Here is a 22249-nt window from a genome sequence, read left to right as displayed (position 1 = left end):
CTTCTAGTAGTTTGATGTCTTAAATATTCCGCGGATATCATCCGCATTTTTCTTTATATCTTGTTTATAGAAAATGAGTTTCTGCCCTTCTTGAAAAAAAGCATTCACATTAACATGCAGACTCGGTTGCCTTACGCCATTAGTATCGTAAATCGAAAAGAGCTCCGCGCTGATAACTTTTAGGGCCAGGTTCGGAAATTTAGCTTCGGCCTCTTCTTTAGTCAGACAGGCCGACACGAGAACAGGCACTCCAGTATCATGGACTGAAGACTGCAAAAATGCTCTTAAGCGCTCTTCTTGTTTTTTTCCTAAAAGGGCCTCATCCAGCCAGATCAGGTGAATTTCTTTAAACGTCGGGGCATCAAAGAAATTAATCTTGCTGTTAACTCTATCGCTTGCTTTAAAATAAAGGACCTCTTCGTCTTTTAAAGTCAGGTTAACTTTTGGATTTTTCTTCATCACCAAAAACTCTTCGTTATACGAAGCCTGAATTTGCAGGGCCTGGTTGTAATTTAATGAAAAGCTCTTCATCATCGCTTCGATATCAAAGTAGCGAATCCCTTTTGATCTAAAACATCCGGCCGATTGACTGAAGTTGGCCCAGTCAGGGATGTCTGAAAGAAAATACTTTTGAACACCTGTGCTGGTATAATACTGATCGACTTCTCTAGGTTTCAAGGCCTTTGATGAGCAACCAGCAAAAAGAAATAAAGCAGACACAATAATGAAAGAAATGTTTTTCATAAATCTCACGCTTTTTTAAAAAATTTTAAAATATCAGTTTCAATATCTTTGATCATGCCAAGACCTTCATTGAGGTCGCGGGCATTCATCACGTAATGGCCTGGCTCTTCATTTAAAAGAGCAGAGCCTGCAAGCCTCTCTTCTTCCACTCCACGGGCCACACAGATAGCGTCTGCGGCCAATGTCATCATGTCAGAAGGCACTCTTGAGTGGTCTCTAAAGTCAGGTGACTCAATCGTAGCAAAGACACCTTCGCGGTCTAACAGGCGGTCTACTGCCGTCACATCATACCCAGAGTGCACAATCAGTGGTGGTGTTGGCTCAACTGGCTTTGGCACTTTAACTTTGACGTAGTCTTCAAGGTCGCGCCACTCGCGAAGTTTTGTTTCAAAAACCTCTTTATCTTTTTCAAAACGAGCTTTAATTTCTTCAAGGAACTTCTCTACTTCCTCATCAAGCCAGCCAATCCCACAAGACGTGTAAGCGGTTTGATAAGTCACCCAGTGAAGCTCATGTTTTGGTGAAGAAAATAGCCAGTCTTTCATTTTAAGAAGAGCGAGCTTTAAAGAGACACCTTCGCCCACCAGGACGATCGTCTTTTTGTTGCTTAAATCAAGCTTAGTAAAAATATCTTTTTCATAATACAGAAGAGAACTCTCCTGTAGATTGTATTCATTTAAGGCCAGGCTTCTGCCCGCTCCCATTGGAGTTGGCTTTTTTCCTAACCCTTGAGCTTCAATCACGATATCAAAGTCTTCAAAATTCTCTACCGGCCGGTGAAGTGAATTGATGACGTCTTCACCTAATTGCTTAAAGAAGTCTGGGTTTTCTTCTAATTGTTTTAAAATCGTTTCTTTTGGATTCAATGTATAAACCACGCGAAAGAGGTCGTGCATGCGCGTGCGCCCTGGCACCACTTCATCGTTATGAAGAAAACGTTTGTGCACGCGAAGAACATCTCCACGTTTTGTCAGATTGTATTTTTCCAGCTCTAAAACGGCCGGGACAATTTCGCTGTCAAAGAACTCTTTTACGGTCACGATGCTTTTTTGGTAAGCGATCTTGAAGTCAGGATAGTGATCCAGAAGAAAGCGCATATTTCCACCCAAAGGCGCGCGCTGAAACAAGGTTACGGTCGCTCCCATTTGATCAAAATAATGTGCGGTTAAAATTGCTAGTGGACCAGAGCCAACGATGGCCATTTTCATAAGATTTGTACTCCCGAATCAGGAGTACAAATCTAACATATGAAGCTTATAATTGAATATGAAATTACACTAAATAGCGCGGTGCTATTACTTGAAATAGACCTTTGTGTCACCCTTATCGATCGCTGAGTGCTCTGCAAACTTATAAATGAAGTCAATAAAGCTCTGCATAGCTTCAAAACTAGCTACAGATTTATCGAATTCGCACCCGTATTGCATGTAAGTATTGCCATCTTTACCAAGGACTTCTTTCCCGTGGCGAACTGACATGATCACTGGAATGTATGAGGCGTTTGTGAAGTACATTCTCATGTTTACTTCAAAACCTTGAGCAAGTTTTTTATCTGTTCTTGGGTTCCATGGAACCTGGAATGAACAACCATCTCCTGCAATATCGACCATCGTTACAGGATAGATTGAACCATTATCATCGATTACCGAGTATGCTCCTAAAAAGTTTTGGAACACGATACGGTTAAAAGCTCTGCGCTTTTGCTCGATTGTATCTGCTTTCTTTTTATTGAAATCTAATACTTTAAAATCTGACATGCTAGTTCTCCCAATTTGACCATAAGGTCCGTTCTATTGGTCTCATCGGAAGTCCTGCGAATTTATTTATTATCTTTTTAGATAACTTGGGGTCTGGGAAATTTCTTCTTTCATTCGAAGAAATGATTCTAATCTCGACATGATAAGTGTCGTTTCGTAAGCGTTTTGGTCAAGTTTTGTATAGAAAAAACACCCTGCCGTTCCCGGTTCATGAGTGCAATTGGAGAACTTGCATTGAACCGCACCTTCTTCGATATCCGGAAAGTACGTTATTAAGTCTTCTTCGAGTAAATCTTCAACCCCAAAAGACCTGATCCCCGGCGAATCGATTAAAGACATACTCTCGCAGTCAACAATCTCACTCCAGGTTGTCGTATGAGTTCCTTTTCCAACCTTCCCCACTTCGCGGGATAAAAGTTTAATTTTCCCCTCGGAAGAAGCGGTGATTAGTTTACTTTTCCCCACACCTGACTGGCCTAAAAAGATCGAGGTTTTTCCCTGCAGTCTTTCCTTCAAATCGTTAAGTCCCAATGAAAGAACCTGTGGCTTGTAATCAGTATGGGCCGCTGAAACTTCAAAACATTCAATCCCTAAATTATTCATGCGATCGAATTCAAACTTCATATCAAGAACATTAGGATCGAACTCATCCATCTTGTTAAAGACGATCAAAGGTCTGATTCCCCACTGGTGAGCGCGCACTAAAAAGCGGTCTACGATCCCGCGCTTATACTCAGGACGAGACACTGAACTCACAATAACCATCAGGTCACAATTTGAAGCTGTGACTTTTTTCTTTTGTTCGCGAATGATCAGTCGGTAAATTTCATTATTGCGCGGAAGAACTTCTGTGATGACATTCTTCTCATCAATCATCACGTAATCACCAACGACGATCGAGTTGTCATCCCCTTTTAAAAGGTTCCCCAATGCCGTGGCCACAACCATTTCATTGGTGTCGATGATTTTGCAGTCAAACTCTCTCTTTGCTGATTTAAATACGCGTGCCTTTTTTAACATGTCATAAATCCTTCAGGAAAAAATTGTCCCTTAGGATCAAACTGTTTTTTCAGAGCGCGGAAAACACTTTTTTCCGTCTCAGCATAAAAAGGAGCGATGAATTTTCTTTTTAATAAACCAATGCCGTGTTCAGCAAAAGGCGAGCCTTTCCACTCTAAAACTTTAGCGTAAAGAGTTTCTAATTGCTCATTACAAAAATCATTTTTATCCGGAGTCGGCATAAAGTTGAAGTGCAGGTGTGCATCTCCAAAATGCCCGAATAAATTGTATGGAACACCTTTTTTTGCCAGCTCTCTATAAAATGAAAGAAGCTCTCTAAACTTATCTTCTCCCACTTGCACGTCAGTCCCTTTTTTCGTCACTCCCATGCGGCTGTTGACTTCAAAGATTGCTCTTGGAACGCTTACACGCAAGTCGCGACATTTAGACGCATTCATTTCAAAGATATGCTCTTCGTTAATTAACGTCAGTGTGCTTAAAAGGTTTTCGTAAATAGATTCAAAATTGTCTTTTTTAATTTCTAAAAAAATAACGTCCTGATTATTTCCTGGATTTTTCTCTGCTGGCAGGTAAGAAAGTGAATTCGAATCAATGAACTCACAAGCGCGGATCTCATTCCTGAAATTTTGAACAGCATGGTAAATTTCCAGGTGCGGCTCAAAGTTTTCTTCCCAACGAGGAAGAAGCATAAAGACGTATGTTTCCGGGAAATGCTCAACCGTTTTTAACACGGCCGAAGTGATCACTCCCAGCTGCCCTTCTGTCCCTGTCATCAGGTCAGTTTCAAACTCCAGGCGCGGGTATGGAGCATTCTTAAAATTTTTATAGTGATTAAAATCTTTTTGGTATGAAGACAGATCAATGCCACACTCTAGTTTTTTATCGGCCAGAAGTTTTTTCTCTTCACCATCGTGATCGAGATAATTGACTTCCACAATTTGCGAGCGCAGGTTTTTAAACCCAAACGATCTCTCACCTGTACAGCTCGTCGCAATCCCCGCAAGAACACCTGCAAGCTCTTCTGTCGGCGATGTCATGATTTCTCTTCCATGGCCCAGACAAAATTCCTTGGCCTCTTTCCACGTCACAAAACCTGTGACTTTCAAGTTTCCATCCTTCAACATTTCAAGATGACCTTTAATTGTCGAAAGATTTCCCAGCACAGTTTCGCCATTGAGCCCGCTCAAATTTTCAAACGGGATGACCGTCGAAGTCTGCGACGAATGAAACAGCGTCGGCTGCCCAGTCTTCAAATGGGCCACGACCTCAGGGACGGAATAAAAGCTTTTTGTCTTCATCCCTCTAGTTTAAGGAAGAATCTCGAATTGGGAAAGATTTATTTAAAATTCCAAGGACTTAGAAGGCCTAAAACATCATCTTTCGCTTGACATTAGGCCTTCAAACCATTAATTTTCTTCTCACTTCGAAAATTATCCAATCATGCACTCGTAGCTCAGCTGGATAGAGCAACCGATTTCTAATCGGTAGGTCTCAGGTTCGAATCCTGACGAGTGCGCCATTCTTTGCCGAAAAAATGTCCAACGGACATTTTTACTACTTCCGAAGATTTTAAAACACAAAACGCTTTCCAATGAGTTCGGCAAAGTAAGTTCTTTTTTATTCATCTCCGTCGTCGTTGCTCTTAACCCAATTATTACGCTCTAATGAGTGTCTCAAATTTACCGAAAGTAAATCTCTTCATATCAAAAGGCATCGACGTAAAATTTTCTGGCTGCATTCGTGGATCGCTGTGAACTTTTTTATTCACCTTCGTCGCATGAGCTTTAGATTTATAAACAATGAAAGCAAAGATCACCGTTTCATTAGGCTTGAGTTTACACAGTTTTGTAAAAGACACTCCAAAGGGAGTATCTAAAGTCTCTCCAACACACTCATAGTAATCAAGAGCTCCATGCTCCATCCAAACTTTGCAACCAATGGCCGCCATCTTTTTATAAGCTTTCAAATCTTTCTTTTTGATGGGAATAATGAAACCGTCAACATAACGTGCCATGTGCTCTCCTTACTTTATGTTCTTGTTAAAAAGATTATGACAAGAACATGAAGCGCTATCAAGGTCAGCGCGCCAAAAGTTACTCTGGACTTCAATTTCATTTGCGTTAAGATAGTAAAAATAATATTCCAAAGGGTGGCCATGAAATATCTTTTTCTTTTACTTCTCCCAATCGTCACAAGCTGTACTACACATACAAGCAAAGAACAGATGCCTGAAAGATTGGAAGTTGGCGAATGCTTGGAAGGCACAACAAGAACAGGCTACAGTTTTCCCACTGCAATGGGAGCAGAAACTTGCTCTCAGGCATCGCAATTTTGTGTTCAGGGGCAATGGCAAGGGCCCACTCTTTATGATTCTTGTATAGAACAATTTAAAAACTGCGGGGCCGCTCTTCACGGCACTGTTGAAACTGGGTATCAATCCCCGACTGTTCCAAACGGGAGCACATGCATTCAAACGTCAAGAACATGCCTGGAAGGGTCATGGAATGGACCAGAACTTTACAGTAGCTGCACAGAACTTCCCTAATTAAACATTCATGAGAGGATGCTTAATCACAAACGTCGTCCTCTCATACCCATCCGAATCATAGTAAAGCTCTCCGCCATGATCTTTCATAATCGTCTGAGAAATCGAAAGCCCAAGTCCCGTTCCACTGTTTTTAGTAGTGAAGAAGGGATTAAAAATCCTCTCGGCCACTTCATTGGAGATTTTCTCTCCCCCGTTTGAAACCAGGAAGTAGAAGTATTGATCGTCTTGTTTGAAGTTGATGGAAATCCATCGCTCGAAAGCGTCAGGTTCACCGGCAACTGCGTCTGAAGCATTTTTAAGTAGATTTAAAAGAACCTGTGAGATTTGAACTGAGTGGCAGTGAATTTCAATATCAGGGATTTCTTCAATCTTAAAAGCAATGCCTAACGAATTGATATGCTCCAGACAAAAAGGTGTCGTTTCACTCATAATCTCATGAATAAAATATCTACCTTTAGGGACGCGGTCTGATTGATTAGCGAAATGTTTAAGTCCTTTAACAATGGCCGAAATTCGTTCAACGGATTTGTAAATTTTTTCTGTGTGTTTAACCAATAGTTGATTATCAACTTTATCGGCCTTTCCAAAGCGCGTGAGCATTTGAGCGCATGAAGAAATGATGGTCAGAGGATTGTTGATTTCATGGGCCATGCCTGCCGACATTTCGCCAAGAACGGCAAGGCGTGATGTATGGACAAGTTTGACTGTCTGATCAATGATCACGCTTTGGCTTTCATTAAGTTCACGATTTTTTCTTTCCAATTCAATTTGATAAGTAAAAAGCTGAACCAGGTCTTTGCGATAGGCGCGGAATTGCTTTATTTGATACCCGTAATACATCACGTACAAAACAATCAACGGCAAATAATTTAGGCCTTCAGCAAAATAGTAATAAAGAATAATTCCGATTTGAGGCAAGAGCAGAAAAGTTTGGAATGGTAAAAAAAGAATTGGGAAATAAGAAAGAGTCACAGTTGAAGAGCCAACAAGACCTGCAAGCAATGTCGTTGCGACGACAAAATGCACTCCACTAAGTTTCAATTCAAAAGAGGCCAGGCTCAGGATCACGGCAAGCCCAAACCCATTTAATGTTACCAACATGACAGTGTAGAGCCATTCAGAAGCACTCACTGTCCCCTGTTCAATGATTTTTTTGTAATGGAAAAAACGAAAAATGCTCAGGACAAAAAGAAGAGCAGATATAACCTTGATAGGAAAAAGAAATCTCTCACAACCATACCCATATAAAAAAGAAAATAAAGAAAACCCAGCAAACGCAAACGTTGCCGATTGTCCTTTTTTAGCAACCTCAACTCTTAAGAGGTTGTTAAGCAAATTTTCCTTTGGATCCATTGAAATGGTATATAACAATTATTCCTGAACGACTATAAAGAGTTTGATTCCGTGAAATAATTAAACTTAACTCCACTCTTCTCTATCAACTCTTGAGCAGTGAATTTTAAAGACAAGGCAGCATTGCGATGGTTTTCAAGATCGTTGGACAAACGTTCCAGGGCCTTAAATTCACCTGCTTGCAATGGTTTCTTTGAGTTATAAGAATTACCAATAGCGGCAGCGCTTTCATAGGCCATTGATAGAACAGTCAGCGGAGGTTTTACTTTATAGCTATTGAGAAAAGACGAAGCAAAAATTACGCATTCCTTATTTCTAATAGGCGACACACATAGAGCATTTCCTAAAAAGCTATAAACCAAGCTTGGTGTTGGTTGCCCTTTTTTTATCTCAGTGCCAATTGTCTTAGTTCTCTCAAAAATTTCCTCTGCCATTTGCATCCAATAAAAGGCCCTTAATTGAGAGCTGACAAGAAACAGCTTTTTTATTCTTAACGACTGTGGCCTTGGGATGTAAATCCCCTGAAAGAGACTATCTTCGCAGTAAAGCCCTGTCCCTTCCTTACGTCCAGTTGAAGCAAACATTAGAGGTAGTCGAGGAAATTTCTCTTTGTTCTTACATGTCATCGGCATATCCTGTAAAAAAATATGCTCGTTCATCGTATCTTTAATAAGCATCCCACAGCTCTTCGCAAACTCCTGACCAACTTTATTGGCCCAGGGACTAAACCCTTTTTCACACCCAAAATGGATACCGTTAAGAGAACTCTCCAGAATCAGAGGAAGAGCATCTCTGACCATAGGGCCTGCGATCTCTTCAGTGTTCATCACAGAAGAAAGTATCAAATTCGTCATATGCTCAAAATGAGTGCGGTAATCAATAAGCTTGCTGTAGCAAAGATAATTGGTGTTCACACACACACCGTGCTCTATCATACTTGCCGGGCACATGTTTTCTGGATCGTTTATTTTATCAGCGAGCACTTTTTTATATTTCTCATAGACACCATTGCAGTTTGCCAGATTTTTAAACTGCTCACTGGCCATCAATAGGCTTGTCTCCGCGGCCATATAAAGCAGACTCGCACTGGCCCGGTTCAGGCGCGCATTCAACACAGGATCAGAAGACCGACTTCCTTTTAAAAGAGAAACTCCCAGCGAGGACAAGTAGAAATCCGTTGGGACATTCTCTGATAGGGACCAGATCCCATCCAGGTTAGAGGCATAGACATCAATAAGCTCAGAGCGTTTATTGCTCAAGGTTTGTCCGTACAAGGTCTGTGAGAATAGTAATGTAAGGATGAAAAGTTTCATTCTCCTATTGTAATAGAGAGGAGCTGATAGAAGGTTTTTTTATGTACTCCTGCACCTTTAAAGCTCTTCTCCTTAAAAAAGTGGCATATTTTGGGAGGCGCCTTAGAGCTAAGTCCCTGCTTTTTTGAAACTTTGCAATCTCTCTTAAACTGTAACTCCCAGGGCTTCCTTACTAGGCCCGGGCTTAACAGAGAGGTGTTTTAGTCACATTCCCAATAACCTAGATCTGGTGGAATGGATCATTATTAACAACGGAACTCCTAATAGGTTCTTTTAGGTAATACAACGATTCTTTCCTAACTTACCACTACTTCCACCTAAAAGCGGACGACGGACCCCATCTCCTCGTCCGCTTTTTGGCGTTTGGTAAAATCTACATATAACCAAATCCTGACAACCATCCTTAAAAAAAAGTGATAGAACGTGGCTCATAAATCAACCTTATGAGAGGAATGTATGAAAGCACTTTTAATGTCAGTACTAGCTTTTGGTATTATCGGTTCAAACGCAATGGCTTCTTCAGGTCGCGACTATGAATGTATCGCTAACCGTCTTCAAGCTTACAACAGCAGCATTTACTACAACCTTTCAAGCACAGATATCGACGCCATGATCACGATCCCGGAAATGTTCGGACACATCGATGCAATCAATGCAGAGAAAGCATGTATCACTGAAGAACAAAAATATCAGTGCACAGCTGATCGTCTTCAAGCTTACAACAGCGACATCTACTACAATCTTTCAAAAACAGACATCGACACAATGATCTCAATCCCAGAAATGTTTGGTCATATCGATGCTGTAAACGCAGCTAAGAGCTGTGGACTTCTATAATTCATCATTAGAGAAATCTTATTAAAGAATTTTGTCATCCTTTTGGACGACAAATAAAAAAGCCCATCTTAAAGATGGGCTTTTTTAAATTTGTAATTTTTTAAAGTATTAATCCATATGGACTAACTACAATCTTTGTCTGATGGCCCATGCGCTAATCTCAGCAGCATTTTTTAGTCCCAACTTCCTCATTAAGTTACTTTTATGACACTTAACTGTGTGCTCAGAACAATTTAGAATGACACCAATTTCTTTATTTGTTTTCCCTTGAGTGATGTAGCGAGAGATTTCTTTCTCTCTTTCTGTCACATCTACTGTCTTTTGTGACTCGGCCTCGAACACTGGATTCATTTTCGTTTTTTCCAGTAGGACATTGCTCACTTTAGGGCTTAAGAATTTATCACCTTGAACAACTGTATCAATTGCTCTCATGACTTCATCAGTTGAATCGCTCTTAAAAACAAAACCGTCGATGTCAGCCTGAATGATTTGAGTGAGAACTTCGTGGCTTTGATATTGAGAGATAAAGACGAATTTAGCTGGAGAACGGGCCGCTTTCATCTTACTCATGAACTCAAGACCATTCATATCTGGCATTAAGTAATCACAAATAACAACTTCAGCATTGTTTCTAGACAAAAGGTCCATCGCATCTGTAGCGCTTTCAGCTTTTCCTACGACATTGTATCTTTCGTTTCGAGACAGGACAGAGGTAATACCTTCAAGAAAGAGTGGATGATCATCCACAATGACAACATTTATTTTATTCATATTAACTACGTTAGAAAAAAACCTCATTTTGTGCAAGCAAAATCAATAAAAATAAGGAATACTTGAACATATGCCTATCTTGTTCAATGTCCTTCACTGGATTTCAGGGTTAACACTTATCTCACTCAGTTTCTACTGTTTGAGAAAGGCCTCAAATAAACTTGGATTTCATCTTTGTCTCTTTCTCTTTTTACTTTCAATCTGGTCTCTTTGTGCAGCTCTCACTTATAATGTTTCCTCTCTAGAACTGAAAATTAACCTCGTCAGGATGAGACATGTTGGGATTTCCATGATCCCGATCAGCTTACTCTATCTCATTCGATGTTTTGCGGGCTATAAACCTCTTCCGCTATACGCAAAAATAAGCTTACTCATTATACCGTGCGTTTCAATTCTTACCATTATTAGCCCCTACCATGAATATTTCCTTAATCATTATGAAATGCGGAATATTTTCGGGACAAATCTCCTGACCTTTGCTAACGGACCGCTCTTCTTTTTTCATAACATCACAGGCAGAGTCATCGTTTTATGGGCCCTTGCCTTGCTCGTTGCTGGAATAAAAGGACAGGGCTATATTCAAAGACGTTACAGTTGGATCCTATTCTTCAGTATTCTCATTCCATTTGCCATTGATGCTTTTGCCGTAGGACTCTCTCCTACTTTTAGATATCTTCAAGTCGTTCCGGTTTTTCTGACTTTTTCTGCAGGATGCTTTTGCTACATTATCTTAAAAGGCGAAGTCTTGGAGATTATCCCAGTAGCCAGAGGACTTATTCTCGATTCAATCAGTGACATCTATCTCAGCCTTGATCAAAACAATAAACTAGTCGATTTCAATGCCTGCGCACGATCAAACTTGAGCCTGGATGATTTATCGTATGGTAAAAATTTATCGGATCTCCCGTTTAATAAATTTATCTCCCATATCATCGCGGCCATAGAAGACAACAAACCAAACAGTGAATTCTTTCTTAATTACAAAACTTATAAAGAGTATTTCACGATTTCCATTGAAGATATTTTGGGAGTTAATAATACTTTTGCCGGAAGAATCATCATTATTAAAAATATTACCGGTCAAAAAAATTATGAAATACAACTCACTCAAATGGCAGAGATCAGGACTAAGTTTATTAGTGTTATGGCCCATGATTTAATTGGAAACGTGGCCAGTCACACACTCTTAGTTGAGTCTCTGATGGATCATCCATCAGTTCAAGAAGATGAAGATTTAAAGGCGAGCCTAAGCCTTCTGCTTGACTCCTCTCAAAACGTTACGAAGTTTGTTGAAGGTCTGCTTCATTGGTCAAAAGACAGCCTGGAAAAACTTCAACCTAAAAGAACTCAAATTGATCTTTATCATCTTATTGATGAAGCCATTCTTTACCTGAGTCCAATCTCAATGCAAAAAGATATTGGCTATACTCTTAACATCCAAAAAAATACGTCGGCAAAAATCGATATCAATATGATCCAGACAGTTGTGAGGAACTTGATTTCCAATGCTATCAAATATTCACCTCCCAATGGGAATATTCATATCGCAGCGATAATGGACGCAAACTTAGTAACGGTGACTATTTCTGATGAAGGTCCTGGTGTGAACGAGACGGAAATGAACCAATTTTTAAGTCGTTTCCATATGAAGTCTTATAAAGGTGGACTAGGACTAACTCTTTGCCGTGACTTCGTTCATCTACATAAAGGTGAAATCAAGGCCCAAAATAAGACTCCTAATGGAGCCGTTTTTAGCTTTGCTCTCCCCGTCGCTTAATGGTTGATATAATCTTTAATCACATCATCCAGCCAATCCATAAAAACCTTCACTCTTCTTGGTAAGTTTCTGCGATTTGGATAAACAATAGAAACAGGCATCGGCTCAGAGATAATCTTGGGAAGAATTTCCTGCAGTTTTTGTTTTTTAATTAAATCTCTTAATCCAACTTCCGGGGCCTGAATAATTCCCAAACCACTTAAGCAGGCCGATTGATAGGCTTCAGTGCTATTGACGGTAATCGTCCCTTTCATTTTCATTGTTTTATATTTGCCGTCTTCAAAATACTCAAATCCAAAAGGCCTGCCACCTAACGTGAGCGTGTAATGCACCAACAAATGACCAGAAAGGTCTTCAAGCTTTTTTGGCGTTCCATATTTTTTTAAGTACTGGGGACTAGCACAGTTAATGACTTTCATTTCACCGATAGGCCGGGCAATAAGACCTGAGTCGGCCAGGTTTCCCACTCTCACGACACAGTCAAAACCTTCCTGTATCAAATCCACACGCCTATCAGTACTGCTTATTTCTAATTCAACTTGAGGGTTCTCTTTTAGAAATTCTGGCAGCCTTGGAATAACGACATTGCGGGATAGAGCTACAGGCATATCTACCCTGATTCGCCCTTTCACTCCCAATCCTTCGTCGCGAAACATGCCCTCGGTCTCTTCAACATCCATCAAGAGATCTTTGCATCTTTCATAAAATGCCAAACCGTCATTAGTCAGTTGAACATTTCTTGTCGTGCGATGAAAAAGACGCGTACCGACCTGCGATTCAAGTTGCTGCACGTATGTAGAAACGCTGGCCTTAGGAAGCCCCAGGCTTTCGGCCGCTTTAGTAAAACTATTGAGCTCAGCGACCCTGACAAAGATTTGCATTGAATAAAAACGGTCCATTATCCCTCTTTCAATTGTTCGTTTTAAACGAACAGTATATCACAATATCTTATATTTATCCGTCATTAATAATCAAATAGAATAGATCCATCAAGGAGAATAACATGACAACAAAAATTGCACTTATTACTGGCGGAAGCAGAGGACTTGGAAAAAGTATGGCATTACACTTGGCTGAAAAAGGTGTCGATGTGATCATTACATACAATAGTAAAAAAGAAGAGGCCAATGAAGTTGTCTCTCAACTTGAAAAATTAGGACGCAAGGCCCATGCTCTTCAGCTCAATGTTGAAAACTCAAAAACTTTCGGCGACTTTGCTGGTCAAGTTGGTAGTATTTTAAAAAGCAAATGGCAAAGAGAGAATTTTAATTTCTTAGTTAATAATGCTGGAATCGGAATCAATGTCAGTATTATGGAAACAACGGAAGAGCAATTTGACCAATTGACAAATATTCACTTCAAAGGAGTTTTCTTCCTGACACAAAAACTTCTGCCACTTATGAGCGATGGAGGCCGAATCATCAACATCTCTTCAGGACTTGCTCGCTTCTCGTTTCCTGGATACTCAGTTTATGGTGCCCTAAAAGGTGCCATCGAAGTAATGACTCGTTATATGGCCAAAGAACTTGGGCCACGTCGAATTGCAGTTAATACAATCGCTCCGGGGCCGATTGAAACTGATTTTCGTGGAGGAGATGTCCGCGACAACAAAGAGATGAATAAGGCCCTTGCAGCTCAAACATCTCTTGGCCGTGTTGGACTGCCTGATGATGTCGGAGGAGCTGTCGCGGCCTTACTTTCTGACGAGAGTGGTTGGATAAATGCTCAAAGAATCGAAGTTTCAGGTGGAATCATGATTTAATTCTTGTCCCATACGTTTCCTGAGAGCAAAATTGTTCTCAGGAGACTTTTATGAACGCCTGGCCAGATCAAACTATCACAAAACTTTTTAATATCACTCATCCCATTATTCAAGCTCCGATGGCCGGGGCCAATGGTTCTGCAATGGCGATGGCCGTAATTAAGGCGGGAGGATTAGGCTCTCTTCCTTGCGCTATGCTGAGTGCTGATCAAATCAAAGCGGAAGTATTAAAAATTCGCACTGAAGTTAAAGGTTCTTTGAACTTAAATTTCTTCTGCCATACAAATCCAGTAAACACACAAGAAAAAGAAGATCGCTGGAAAAAACAATTACTCCCCTATTACCAGGAATTTGGCATTGACCCCCTTGCGAGCGTCCCTTCACCACAGCGCAGACCTTTTAACGAAGAAATGTGCGATTTGATGCTGGAATTAAAACCTGAAGTCATTAGCTTTCATTTTGGCCTGCCTGATAAAAAGCTCATGCAGAAACTTCAAGGTATTCACTTGATAGCTTCTGCTACAACAGTAGAAGAAGCTCGTTATCTTGCTGATCATGGCTGCCATGCTATTATCGCTCAAGGTTTTGAGGCCGGAGGGCATCGTGGAATGTTTCTCTCGAAAGACATTGCGACTCAGGTTGGGACCATGGCCCTGGTTCCCCAAATTGTCGATGCAGTCTCTCTACCAGTTATTGCTAGCGGTGGAATTAGCGATGCCAGAGGAATTGCCGCTGCCTTTATGTTAGGAGCTTCGGCCGTTCAATTAGGAACAGCTTATCTCTTTACACCCGAAGCTACGATTTCTGCCGTTCATCGCAAAGCACTTCAGGAAGCAAAAGACGACAATACGACATTAACAAATGTTTTTAGTGGAAAACCCGCGCGAGGATTTATCAATCGCATGACTCGTGAGCAAGGACCAATGAGCTCACTTGCGCCAGAGTTTCCATTAGCTGGATCTGCTCTGGCCCCATTAAGAGCGCAGACGGAGCCTAAAGGTTCAGGGGATTTTATGTCTATGTGGTCTGGTCAAGCAGCAGGCCTTTGCCTGGAAATGTCAGCAAAAGAGATGACGAAAAAATTAGCAACTGAAGCACTACTCAAGCTTTGTTAAGCTAGCGACTTGCAATCTTCCCTCAAGGCCATAATAGAGAACTTTTCGCCCAACATCTCCACCAGTATGTTCGCCTACAATTTCAATTCTAAATTGCTTTAAAATTTTTTTGGCCATTTCAATATTTCTTTCACCAATATCATCTAATCCGCCCTTAGAATCGCGAATGAAGCAGTTGGCACCGCCGACGATCTTTGCTTTTAATCCTGTTACTGGCTCTTTGGTTGCTTTGACCATCTCTTCAATCAAAATTGGAATAGCACGATCCCCGTAACGAAGATCATCTCCTTCTTCGCTATTTTCCAAAAAACAAGGAAGTGCATAGTGAATTATTCCTACAGTTTTTTTAGATGAAGAATAAAGGCAAACTGAAACACAAGACCCAAGAGTTGTACTAATGACTACATCATCGCCTGTGACAATGAGTTCTCCAATGTTCAGGCAAAGGATGTTTTCATTCATTTTCTCTTACCGGAAGCCGTTTTTTTATAAATAGATGGGGCCGCAGTAAACCATGAACTCTTAATCGCCTGTAAAGACTCTGAATGCCCAATAAACAGACACCCTTCGTTAGTTGTCGCCTTATAGATTTTGTCTGCGACAATTTTAATCACTTCTTTTGGAAAGTAGATCATGACGTTACGACAAAGAACTAAATCAAAAAGCTCATCACTGGGAAGATTATCTTCAATTAAGTTATAAAGTTTAAAATCGATGTGATCTTTTAACTTCTTTTTAACTCTGAACCATTCGGAGATGGCCCCTGTCCCCATATCAATCGAGTCTTTTTGAAACTCTTCCGGGATTTCATTAAACTTAGCAATGGGATACACACCATTTTTTGCACGGCTTAGAATATTTGTATCAATGTCTGAAGCCGTGATTTTAAAAGTCATACCGGCCGGAAGCTTCTTCTTTAAAAACATTGCCAGTGTATAAGGCTCTTCACCTGAAGAGCAGGCCGCAGACCAGATGCGCACTTCTTTTTTCCCCATCTTAACCCATTCAGGGATCAGCTTGGTTTCAATGTATTCAAAGTGAGCAGGCTCTCTGAAAAAATCGGTTTTGTTGGTTGTAATCAGGTTAATTAAATTCTGCCATTCTGGATGCTCTTCTGGAAGGCCTTCAAGATAGCGGCGGTATTCTTTATAATTGCCGTGATTATTGTCGCGGATATAAGGACCTAAGCGCGTCTTTAAAAGATCGCGCTTTTTCTCACTTAGGGAGATCCCTGCAATAGAAAGGACGAGGGCCTGAAAATAGGCAAAGTCCTCGTCCTGAATATGTTTCTCTTCTTCAAAATTCTTTGAAAAATCTGGCAATGCAAAGTTCAAGTCTTAAACCTCTTCAAATCCTGGATGGTCGTAGCTTGGTACTCCATCCTTTGCTCCACCATTGGCCGCTTTTTTCATTGCAGGGGCTGCAGTTGTCGCCACTTTAACCGCTGCCTTTTTAGGAGCTGGCTTTTTCATATGGATGACGTTTGCTGAAGCTGAAGTATTCACAGGTGCTTTTGTTGTATGCTTTGGTTCATTTGGTTTTTTATCAAAGCTAGTATTCACCGGAGCAGCTGTTCCATTGATGACTGAAACAAGAGTTAATACCTGGTTCTTTAGAGAGTCTGCCTGTGCAGATAGTTCTTCTGCCGCACTCGCCGCTTCTTCTGAAGTCGCAGAGTTGGTCTGAGTTACCTGGTCGAGCTGTCCCATTGCCTTTGTGATTTCCTGAATTCCCTTAGACTGTTCCATACTTGCGTTTGAGATCTCGCTCGCCATTGTACTCACACTCGAAACATTCGTTACGATATCAGCAAGAACCTCACCACACTCTTCAGCAACTTTTGTACCCATTCTTACTTTTTCAGCACCATCAGTAATCAGGATATCTACTTTTGTTTTTGTTTCATTCGCGATGCTTTCTACTTTCTGAATTGAAGACGCTAGCATTTCAGAAATTTCTTTAGCTGCGTTACCACTCATCTGTGCCAGGTTACCGACTTCTTCAGCCACAACCGCAAATCCTTTCCCTTGCTCACCAGCTCTCGCTGCTTCAACTGAAGCGTTGAACGATAGAAGCTTTGTCTGGAATACGATGTCGTTGATAACTTTTGTTTTTGATTCAATTTCCTGGATAACTTTTACGATCTCACCCATTTGCTCGTTAGAAGCATTAATCTGAGTCATAATGTTATTATTACTTTCATTGATTTGTGACATTGAAGCCACCATTTCACTTACTACCTGACGTCCTCTTTCTGCTTGCTTATGAGAAGACACAGAGTTTTCAGAAGCTTTTTTAGCGTTCTCAGAGTTGATAGAGATCATTGAGCTCATTTCTTCTACTGAGGCCGATGTTTCTTCCAGAGATGCTGCCTGTTCTGTTGCTGCCTGAGAAAGCTCTTCTGAAGAAGAAGCGATTTGTCCCGCTGCTGATGACACTTGTGTACTTGATTCATCGAGAGCGTCACTGATAGCTTTAAGTGATTTAGTAAGAGAGTTTGAGAATAATAGAGAACCAGCAATCCCAATAAACCCAAGAATTAAAACACATCCGATGCTAACTTTGTTTGCTAGTTCACCTGTAGCCTTGGCACTTGCCTCTGACTTATCAGCATAATCATAATGGAACTTTCTAAGGTTTTGCATCGCAACTCTACCTTGTGCCCCAATCTTTGACATCTCTGTTTCAAGCATTACACTCATTTTATCCAAAGACGCCTGGTCTGTTTTCCCGCTCTTGTAATCAGTTATCATCTTAGTCAATAGAGCAAAACCTTCATCAATATCCTTTCTAAATTCTTTATAAAGCACTTCTTCACCAGGAAGAAATTCTACTTCATTATATTTTTTCTGTGATTCTTTATCTGATTCAATTCCTTTTAGGATTTCTTCAATGGCTCTATTTTTTTCTTCAACACTTGTTGATTCTGAAACAATCTGAAATGCTTCAATTCGTGCCATTCTGAAATTTGAGAACATTTGGAGCATTCCTGTACTATTTGGGAAACTCACATCTGCAATAACTGAGTAATCTTTAATTACTGCATTTATTCCCCAGTAACTAATTCCACCAATAATTATCGAGATAGTTACAAGGAAAACAGAGAGCGAGAGCAACTTCGCTTTTAAACTAAAATTTTTCAAATACAATTCCTTGGTTAAAGCCGCGCCTATTTGCGAACTGAGATTATTTGCAAGGCTTATCGAGAATGAATCAGAATAGTTAACCTAGGTCAGGAAAATTAATAGTGACTTGAGGATTCATTAAGTTTGGATTCGTGAGTGGTTAAAGAATGAACAAAAACAGGAAATTCATTTAGAGAAAAATTCCCTGCATTTTATTTAGATCTTAAGGTTCTTATTCGAAAAGGACTATTAGACAATCGTTATAAAATAAGATTTGTCTAAAATACGTCATAACCTATTTAGGGCCCCTAAAATGGGGCCTTAAGATTATGCTAAAACCTTCGTTGGTCTTTTATTTTCATCAATGGCCACAAAGGTGAAATCCCCTCTGACAGCAAGCTCTCTTCCTTCTCCATACATGTCTTCAGTGAACATTTCCACTCCAACAACCAGGCTGGTCTCACCGACTCTTTTAACTTTGGCGACAAGTTCAGCAATTTTCCCTGCAGGGATTGGCCTCTTGAAATCAATTCTATCAGTAGACACGGTGACGACTCTCAATCGAGAAAAACGAGTGGCACAGATAAAAGCAATTTCATCCATCCAGGATAAAGCCGTCCCACCAAAAAGTGTTTCGTAATGATTGGTGACATCGGGAAAGATCGCTTTCGTTTGTTTGGTGATTGAGTTTTCAATCTTAGCAGAAATAAGGGCAGATAATGAGAATGGCTCAGTCATAAATTCCTCCGCGGGATAAAATGGAGATAAGAATAAGGATCGGACTTTACCGTTGCGGGACAGTGCCGGAGTTTCACCAGACTTCACTTACTTTTATCTATGGTTAATTTCTGGGATTAATATACTTCGACAATGTCGTACTGTCTTGTCTCTTTTGGAGTTTCGACTTCAAAACTCTCCCCGACACCAAGACCTAAGGCCGCATCGCCAATAGGAGAGAAAACCGAAATCACAAGAATAGGATGATTGTCGATCATCAGCATCGACCCGCCAGACGTTGTAGATAGGAAATATAATCTCTCCTGGCCATTGCAATTAATCAGGCCCAGAGAGCCTAATTGAAGCTTGCTCGCCGGCTCAATCTGAGTGGCCAGGTCTTCGAGCATCTGAATGTCCATTTTGATTTCTTCGACTCTTTTACTCTGAGCGCTGGCAAGATACCCAGCTTCGATGGCACGAGTGTCGTACTTTCCTTCCGACTTAAGATCGTCAGCAGTGGCCAAATCACGAGTGGATTTGGCCGCGCCTTCGACTTCTTTTAATTCTGTATTTAACTTTTCAATTAAAACTTCAACGATCTTTTTTTTATCAATTGTTTGTAGCACTACTGAAGCCCGTTTTCCTCTTTTGGATTTTTCTTATCAAAAGTTTCTCTCGAAGTGATGATCGTTGTCCAGTTTCCTTCGATCCAGGTAACAATTTCTCTCATAGGGTTCAGGATGCTCACACCTAATTCAGTAAGTTGATACTCAACTCTTGGTGGAACTTCAGCAAACATCTCTCTTGAAATAAGACCGTCTCTCTCAAGATTTCTAAGAGTCGCTGTCAGCATTCTTTGTGAGATATCCGGAAGGCTTCTTTTTAGCTCAGAAAAACGTGCACGCTCGCCTGGCATTCTTGCCAGAGTAAGGATGAGAAGCACGCTCCACTTGTCTCCCAGACGGCTTAAAAGCTCTCTTAGAGGGCATACACCGTGGCCTTCGCTGTCCTTCTTATCTTTACATGTGTTCTGTACGAAGAAGTCCTTACCTGACTGTTCCGTAGTGGCCGTTTTAGCAGTATTAATCGTATTAGTTTCCGCTACTTCTGGCGTAGACTGACTATAAGTATCTAATTTCATAATAACCTCTCATTGTAGACTCAGTTCCTAACGAGAGCTTAGTATACAATCGTAACCATGTAAAGGGGGTTTGAAAAATAGTTCGCGCCGCAAACTAAAAGCCCCTCAAATGAGGGGCTTATGAAGTATTTTATTCTTTTGCTTTAGTTGGATCTTGGGTTTTAACTTTCTCAAACAGGCGTTGGTATCCTGTGCGTTGATAGCGGTTTGAGATGAGTTCGAAGATAGAAGTTGATGAGTCTTTTGAGATCTCAGCCTGCTTTAGATCATAATCATCCATTGTTGAGCCTGCATTTTTTTGAGCTTCATTAAACGCAGCTAATTCTTCAGGAGTCATCGTTTTAGAATTATCAGTTACACCAGAAAGTCCTAAATCTACTTTTTCACCAGAGGCACCAGCGCCACTGATGTCAACCACTCCAGCACCTGCCGCTGGAGCCTTTTTTAGGTCCTCAACTTTTTTGTCATCGTTTGATGCTGTTGATGAACCAACCGCTGCAGCACCTGATCGACCTCCATACATTGAGGCATACATTCCACTTGCAGTAGAGTTAGATTTTTTTAGAGCATCATTGACACCCTTTTCAATAGAATCTGAAAGGGCCTTCGCCTGTTGAGCTAAGTTGATTTTGCTCTTTTGTTTTAATAAACGATCGGCAGCATTTTTCTGTGCCTTGTCTAAAGCGTTCTTTAAAGCATTGGCCTGGCCAGCAAGATTAGAAGCACCCTCTAGTGAGCCTTTAGAAATTTTACTTGTCCCATTAAACCCGTTCGCATTTTTTAAGATATTCGAAAGCTGCATTTGTGAATCAGCATTAAGACCGTTAAAGCTTGGAAGATTTTTAACTGATTCATCAAAAGATTTACAGTTCTTTGGATCAGAACCAGTATAACAAGGTAACACTGTTCCATTTCCAGCTTGAGACAGGTCAACTTCTTCGTAGTTTGCACCGGAGATTGCTAAGTTAGAGTTTGGCTTAACAGTCGTTTGAATCATTGGTTGTTTCGCTGCGATCTGAGTTGTATTCGCTCCTAACGTCAATGATCTCATCGATTGTAAAATCGTATCAATCTTTTTAATATTAGCATCAATCTGGCTGATGACATTATCAGTTGCCGAAGTCGCAGCAAATGTTAATCCCGCCAAAACTCCCCATGCGATTGCACGTTTTTGTGGAATCAACAGGAACATATCAATAGATGGCCCAAGAGTGGCCGACGTTGCCAGAAGAAATGTGATCGCAGCACTAGAAGCAATCCCCATCGCACTAAAAAGTTCAGCTTGCGCCGGAGGGAAAATCACATTGAATGCTTTTTCAAAATAAGATGAGAGATGTGACTTGTTCTTCTCAATCACACTCGCCATCGTTTTAGCATCCATGCGATTTTGCATGTAATACTCTTTTAAGATTGGAGGAAGATCTTTAACTGAATTGTTTACCCATACTCCAGCTCCCCCACTTGTACCAATATCATTATTTGGCACGAGCGGCTGACAGGCTCCTTGAAGTGGGCCATTGGCAGCCTGAGTGTATGTCGTACAAGAACCAGATAAAGCACTTAATTCACCTTGAAGAGCTTTCCCTTGGGTCGTTGTAGTCGCTAGTCCTTGAGCTGACGGCCCCGAAGCTTGTCTAGCCATTTCATACGTCATTAGCGATTGCTGATATTTTGTAATAGCCGCAGTACAGGTTCCAACTTCAGTCATACAACGAGCACCTTCCGCTGCTGTGTATGTTCCTGCGAGTAACCCTTCACATGTTGCCGTTACAGGTCCTGATACAGTAGATAAAGCAGTCCCAATTCCAGATGTACATGTGGTTAACGCCGTCATGTCCCCTGCGGCCATTGTATAAGCTGCAACACCCGCCGCTGCGAACGCAGCTGCTGCTGCCATTTGAAGCATCTTTTTTGTGTTAGCTGTTTTCTTTGCTTCTTCATAAGATTTTTTCAATCTTTCTAAAGCTGCAATTTGCTCCTGATTAATATTGCCATTTTTATCTCGGGTGATTTCTTGCTCCATTCCCTTCATTACTTCTTTAAGTTTGAGGTAAGCGAGCACTTCTCCTGCAATGAAAGCCGCACCACCGGCCGCTGCAAGCATCACGTCCGTCGTCATCTTATAACTGTAAAGTCGTGAAGCAATGGTCCCGACAGCTGTCATGGTCAACGTCCCCATTAAGTCTTTATCTTTAATGGCCTCTGTCTTTACAGTTTCTGCCTGTACCGACTGAAGAAGCGCTCCCTTATAGCTGAAATCAACCATCAT

General features: G+C 40.9%; 22 protein-coding genes, 1 tRNA gene and 1 riboswitch. Of the genes, 6 read left to right on the top strand and 17 right to left on the bottom strand.

Features of this window, described 5'->3' with window-relative positions:
• Positions 1–3: 3 nt before the first annotated feature.
• The 5 genes from C0V70_RS03280 to C0V70_RS03260 form a co-directional block, all read right to left on the bottom strand.
• Entirely contained in the window at positions 4–744 is a 741-nt protein-coding gene (locus tag C0V70_RS03280; RefSeq protein WP_102242440.1) for a hypothetical protein, read from the bottom strand.
• Between the two features lie 5 nt (positions 745–749).
• A complete protein-coding gene (locus tag C0V70_RS03275; protein WP_102242439.1) occupies positions 750–1952 on the bottom strand; it encodes a hypothetical protein in 1203 nt (400 codons plus the stop codon).
• Between the two features lie 87 nt (positions 1953–2039).
• The gene (locus tag C0V70_RS03270; RefSeq protein WP_102242438.1) at positions 2040–2501 is read right to left on the bottom strand and encodes a PilZ domain-containing protein; all 462 of its coding nucleotides are present in this window, start codon (positions 2499–2501) and stop codon (positions 2040–2042) included.
• A gap of 69 nt (positions 2502–2570) precedes the next feature.
• Positions 2571–3521, bottom strand: coding sequence for a ribosome small subunit-dependent GTPase A (rsgA, locus tag C0V70_RS03265; RefSeq protein ID WP_102242437.1), 951 nt, complete (start codon positions 3519–3521; stop codon positions 2571–2573).
• Complete coding sequence (locus C0V70_RS03260) at positions 3515–4819, bottom strand: FAD-binding oxidoreductase (protein WP_102242436.1); 1305 nt, start codon at positions 4817–4819, stop codon at positions 3515–3517. The genes rsgA and C0V70_RS03260 overlap by 7 nt, the downstream gene beginning before the upstream one ends.
• Before the next feature lie 144 nt (positions 4820–4963).
• Between C0V70_RS03260 and C0V70_RS03255 the strand changes: the two genes are divergently transcribed.
• Positions 4964–5040, top strand: a tRNA-Arg gene (locus C0V70_RS03255).
• Between the two features lie 135 nt (positions 5041–5175).
• Here the strand turns inward: C0V70_RS03255 and C0V70_RS03250 are convergent.
• Complete coding sequence (locus tag C0V70_RS03250; protein ID WP_102242435.1) at positions 5176–5535, bottom strand: DUF1428 domain-containing protein; 360 nt, start codon at positions 5533–5535, stop codon at positions 5176–5178.
• A 141-nt stretch (positions 5536–5676) separates the two neighbouring features.
• Here C0V70_RS03250 and C0V70_RS03245 point away from each other — a divergent pair, with 141 nt between their 5' ends.
• Complete coding sequence (locus tag C0V70_RS03245; RefSeq protein WP_102242434.1) at positions 5677–6066, top strand: hypothetical protein; 390 nt, start codon at positions 5677–5679, stop codon at positions 6064–6066.
• Here the strand turns inward: C0V70_RS03245 and C0V70_RS03240 are convergent, their stop codons facing one another.
• Both C0V70_RS03240 and C0V70_RS03235 read right to left on the bottom strand, forming a co-directional pair.
• Positions 6067–7422, bottom strand: a complete 1356-nt coding sequence (locus C0V70_RS03240; RefSeq protein ID WP_102242433.1) for a sensor histidine kinase — start codon at positions 7420–7422, stop codon at positions 6067–6069.
• 32 nt (positions 7423–7454) lie between these two features.
• Positions 7455–8735, bottom strand: a complete 1281-nt coding sequence (locus C0V70_RS03235) for a hypothetical protein (protein WP_102242432.1) — start codon at positions 8733–8735, stop codon at positions 7455–7457.
• 456 nt (positions 8736–9191) lie between these two features.
• On the opposite strand from C0V70_RS03235, the gene C0V70_RS03230 reads away from it, so the two are divergent.
• Complete coding sequence (locus C0V70_RS03230; RefSeq protein WP_102242431.1) at positions 9192–9572, top strand: hypothetical protein; 381 nt, start codon at positions 9192–9194, stop codon at positions 9570–9572.
• A gap of 126 nt (positions 9573–9698) precedes the next feature.
• Here the strand turns inward: C0V70_RS03230 and C0V70_RS03225 are convergent, their stop codons facing one another.
• Positions 9699–10343 carry a response regulator transcription factor gene (locus C0V70_RS03225; RefSeq protein ID WP_158649545.1) on the bottom strand — a complete coding sequence of 215 codons (645 nt, stop codon included), beginning with the start codon at positions 10341–10343 and terminating at the stop codon, positions 9699–9701.
• A 70-nt stretch (positions 10344–10413) separates the two neighbouring features.
• On the opposite strand from C0V70_RS03225, the gene C0V70_RS03220 reads away from it, so the two are divergent.
• Entirely contained in the window at positions 10414–12120 is a 1707-nt protein-coding gene (locus tag C0V70_RS03220; RefSeq protein WP_102242429.1) for a sensor histidine kinase, read from the top strand.
• On the opposite strand, the gene C0V70_RS03215 is transcribed toward C0V70_RS03220, so the two are convergent.
• A complete protein-coding gene (locus C0V70_RS03215) occupies positions 12117–13019 on the bottom strand; it encodes a LysR family transcriptional regulator (RefSeq protein ID WP_102242428.1) in 903 nt (300 codons plus the stop codon). The two genes, C0V70_RS03220 and C0V70_RS03215, sit on opposite strands and share 4 nt — an antisense overlap.
• A gap of 104 nt (positions 13020–13123) precedes the next feature.
• Between C0V70_RS03215 and C0V70_RS03210 the strand changes: the two genes are divergently transcribed.
• Complete coding sequence (locus C0V70_RS03210; RefSeq protein WP_102242427.1) at positions 13124–13882, top strand: SDR family NAD(P)-dependent oxidoreductase; 759 nt, start codon at positions 13124–13126, stop codon at positions 13880–13882.
• Positions 13883–13932: 50 nt separating this feature from the next.
• Positions 13933–14997, top strand: a complete 1065-nt coding sequence (locus C0V70_RS03205) for an NAD(P)H-dependent flavin oxidoreductase (RefSeq protein ID WP_102242426.1) — start codon at positions 13933–13935, stop codon at positions 14995–14997.
• Here C0V70_RS03205 and C0V70_RS03200 read toward each other — a convergent pair.
• From C0V70_RS03200 to C0V70_RS03170, 7 genes are all read right to left on the bottom strand, one after another.
• The gene (locus C0V70_RS03200; RefSeq protein WP_102242425.1) at positions 14980–15459 is read right to left on the bottom strand and encodes a chemotaxis protein CheD; all 480 of its coding nucleotides are present in this window, start codon (positions 15457–15459) and stop codon (positions 14980–14982) included. The two genes, C0V70_RS03205 and C0V70_RS03200, sit on opposite strands and share 18 nt — an antisense overlap.
• A complete protein-coding gene (locus C0V70_RS03195) occupies positions 15456–16331 on the bottom strand; it encodes a CheR family methyltransferase (protein WP_102242424.1) in 876 nt (291 codons plus the stop codon). The genes C0V70_RS03200 and C0V70_RS03195 overlap by 4 nt, the downstream gene beginning before the upstream one ends.
• 3 nt (positions 16332–16334) lie before the next feature.
• Positions 16335–18140, bottom strand: coding sequence for a methyl-accepting chemotaxis protein (locus tag C0V70_RS03190; protein WP_133566695.1), 1806 nt, complete (start codon positions 18138–18140; stop codon positions 16335–16337).
• Between the two features lie 309 nt (positions 18141–18449).
• Complete coding sequence (locus C0V70_RS03185; protein WP_102242422.1) at positions 18450–18860, bottom strand: acyl-CoA thioesterase; 411 nt, start codon at positions 18858–18860, stop codon at positions 18450–18452.
• A gap of 26 nt (positions 18861–18886) precedes the next feature.
• A riboswitch (adenosylcobalamin-variant (AdoCbl-variant) riboswitch) is annotated at positions 18887–18961 on the bottom strand.
• Between the two features lie 15 nt (positions 18962–18976).
• Positions 18977–19465 carry a GreA/GreB family elongation factor gene (locus C0V70_RS03180; RefSeq protein ID WP_102242421.1) on the bottom strand — a complete coding sequence of 163 codons (489 nt, stop codon included), beginning with the start codon at positions 19463–19465 and terminating at the stop codon, positions 18977–18979.
• Positions 19465–19980 carry a winged helix-turn-helix transcriptional regulator gene (locus C0V70_RS03175; RefSeq protein ID WP_102242420.1) on the bottom strand — a complete coding sequence of 172 codons (516 nt, stop codon included), beginning with the start codon at positions 19978–19980 and terminating at the stop codon, positions 19465–19467. Before C0V70_RS03175 ends, C0V70_RS03180 begins: the two co-directional genes overlap by 1 nt.
• Positions 19981–20110: 130 nt before the next feature.
• On the bottom strand, positions 20111–22249 hold the full coding sequence (locus tag C0V70_RS03170) for a hypothetical protein (RefSeq protein ID WP_102242419.1): 2139 nt from the start codon (positions 22247–22249) through the stop codon (positions 20111–20113).

This window comes from Bacteriovorax stolpii (assembly GCF_002872415.1).
Classification (GTDB): Bacteria; Bdellovibrionota; Bacteriovoracia; order Bacteriovoracales; family Bacteriovoracaceae; genus Bacteriovorax; species Bacteriovorax stolpii.
This window is presented reverse-complemented; position numbering and strand designations above follow the sequence as displayed.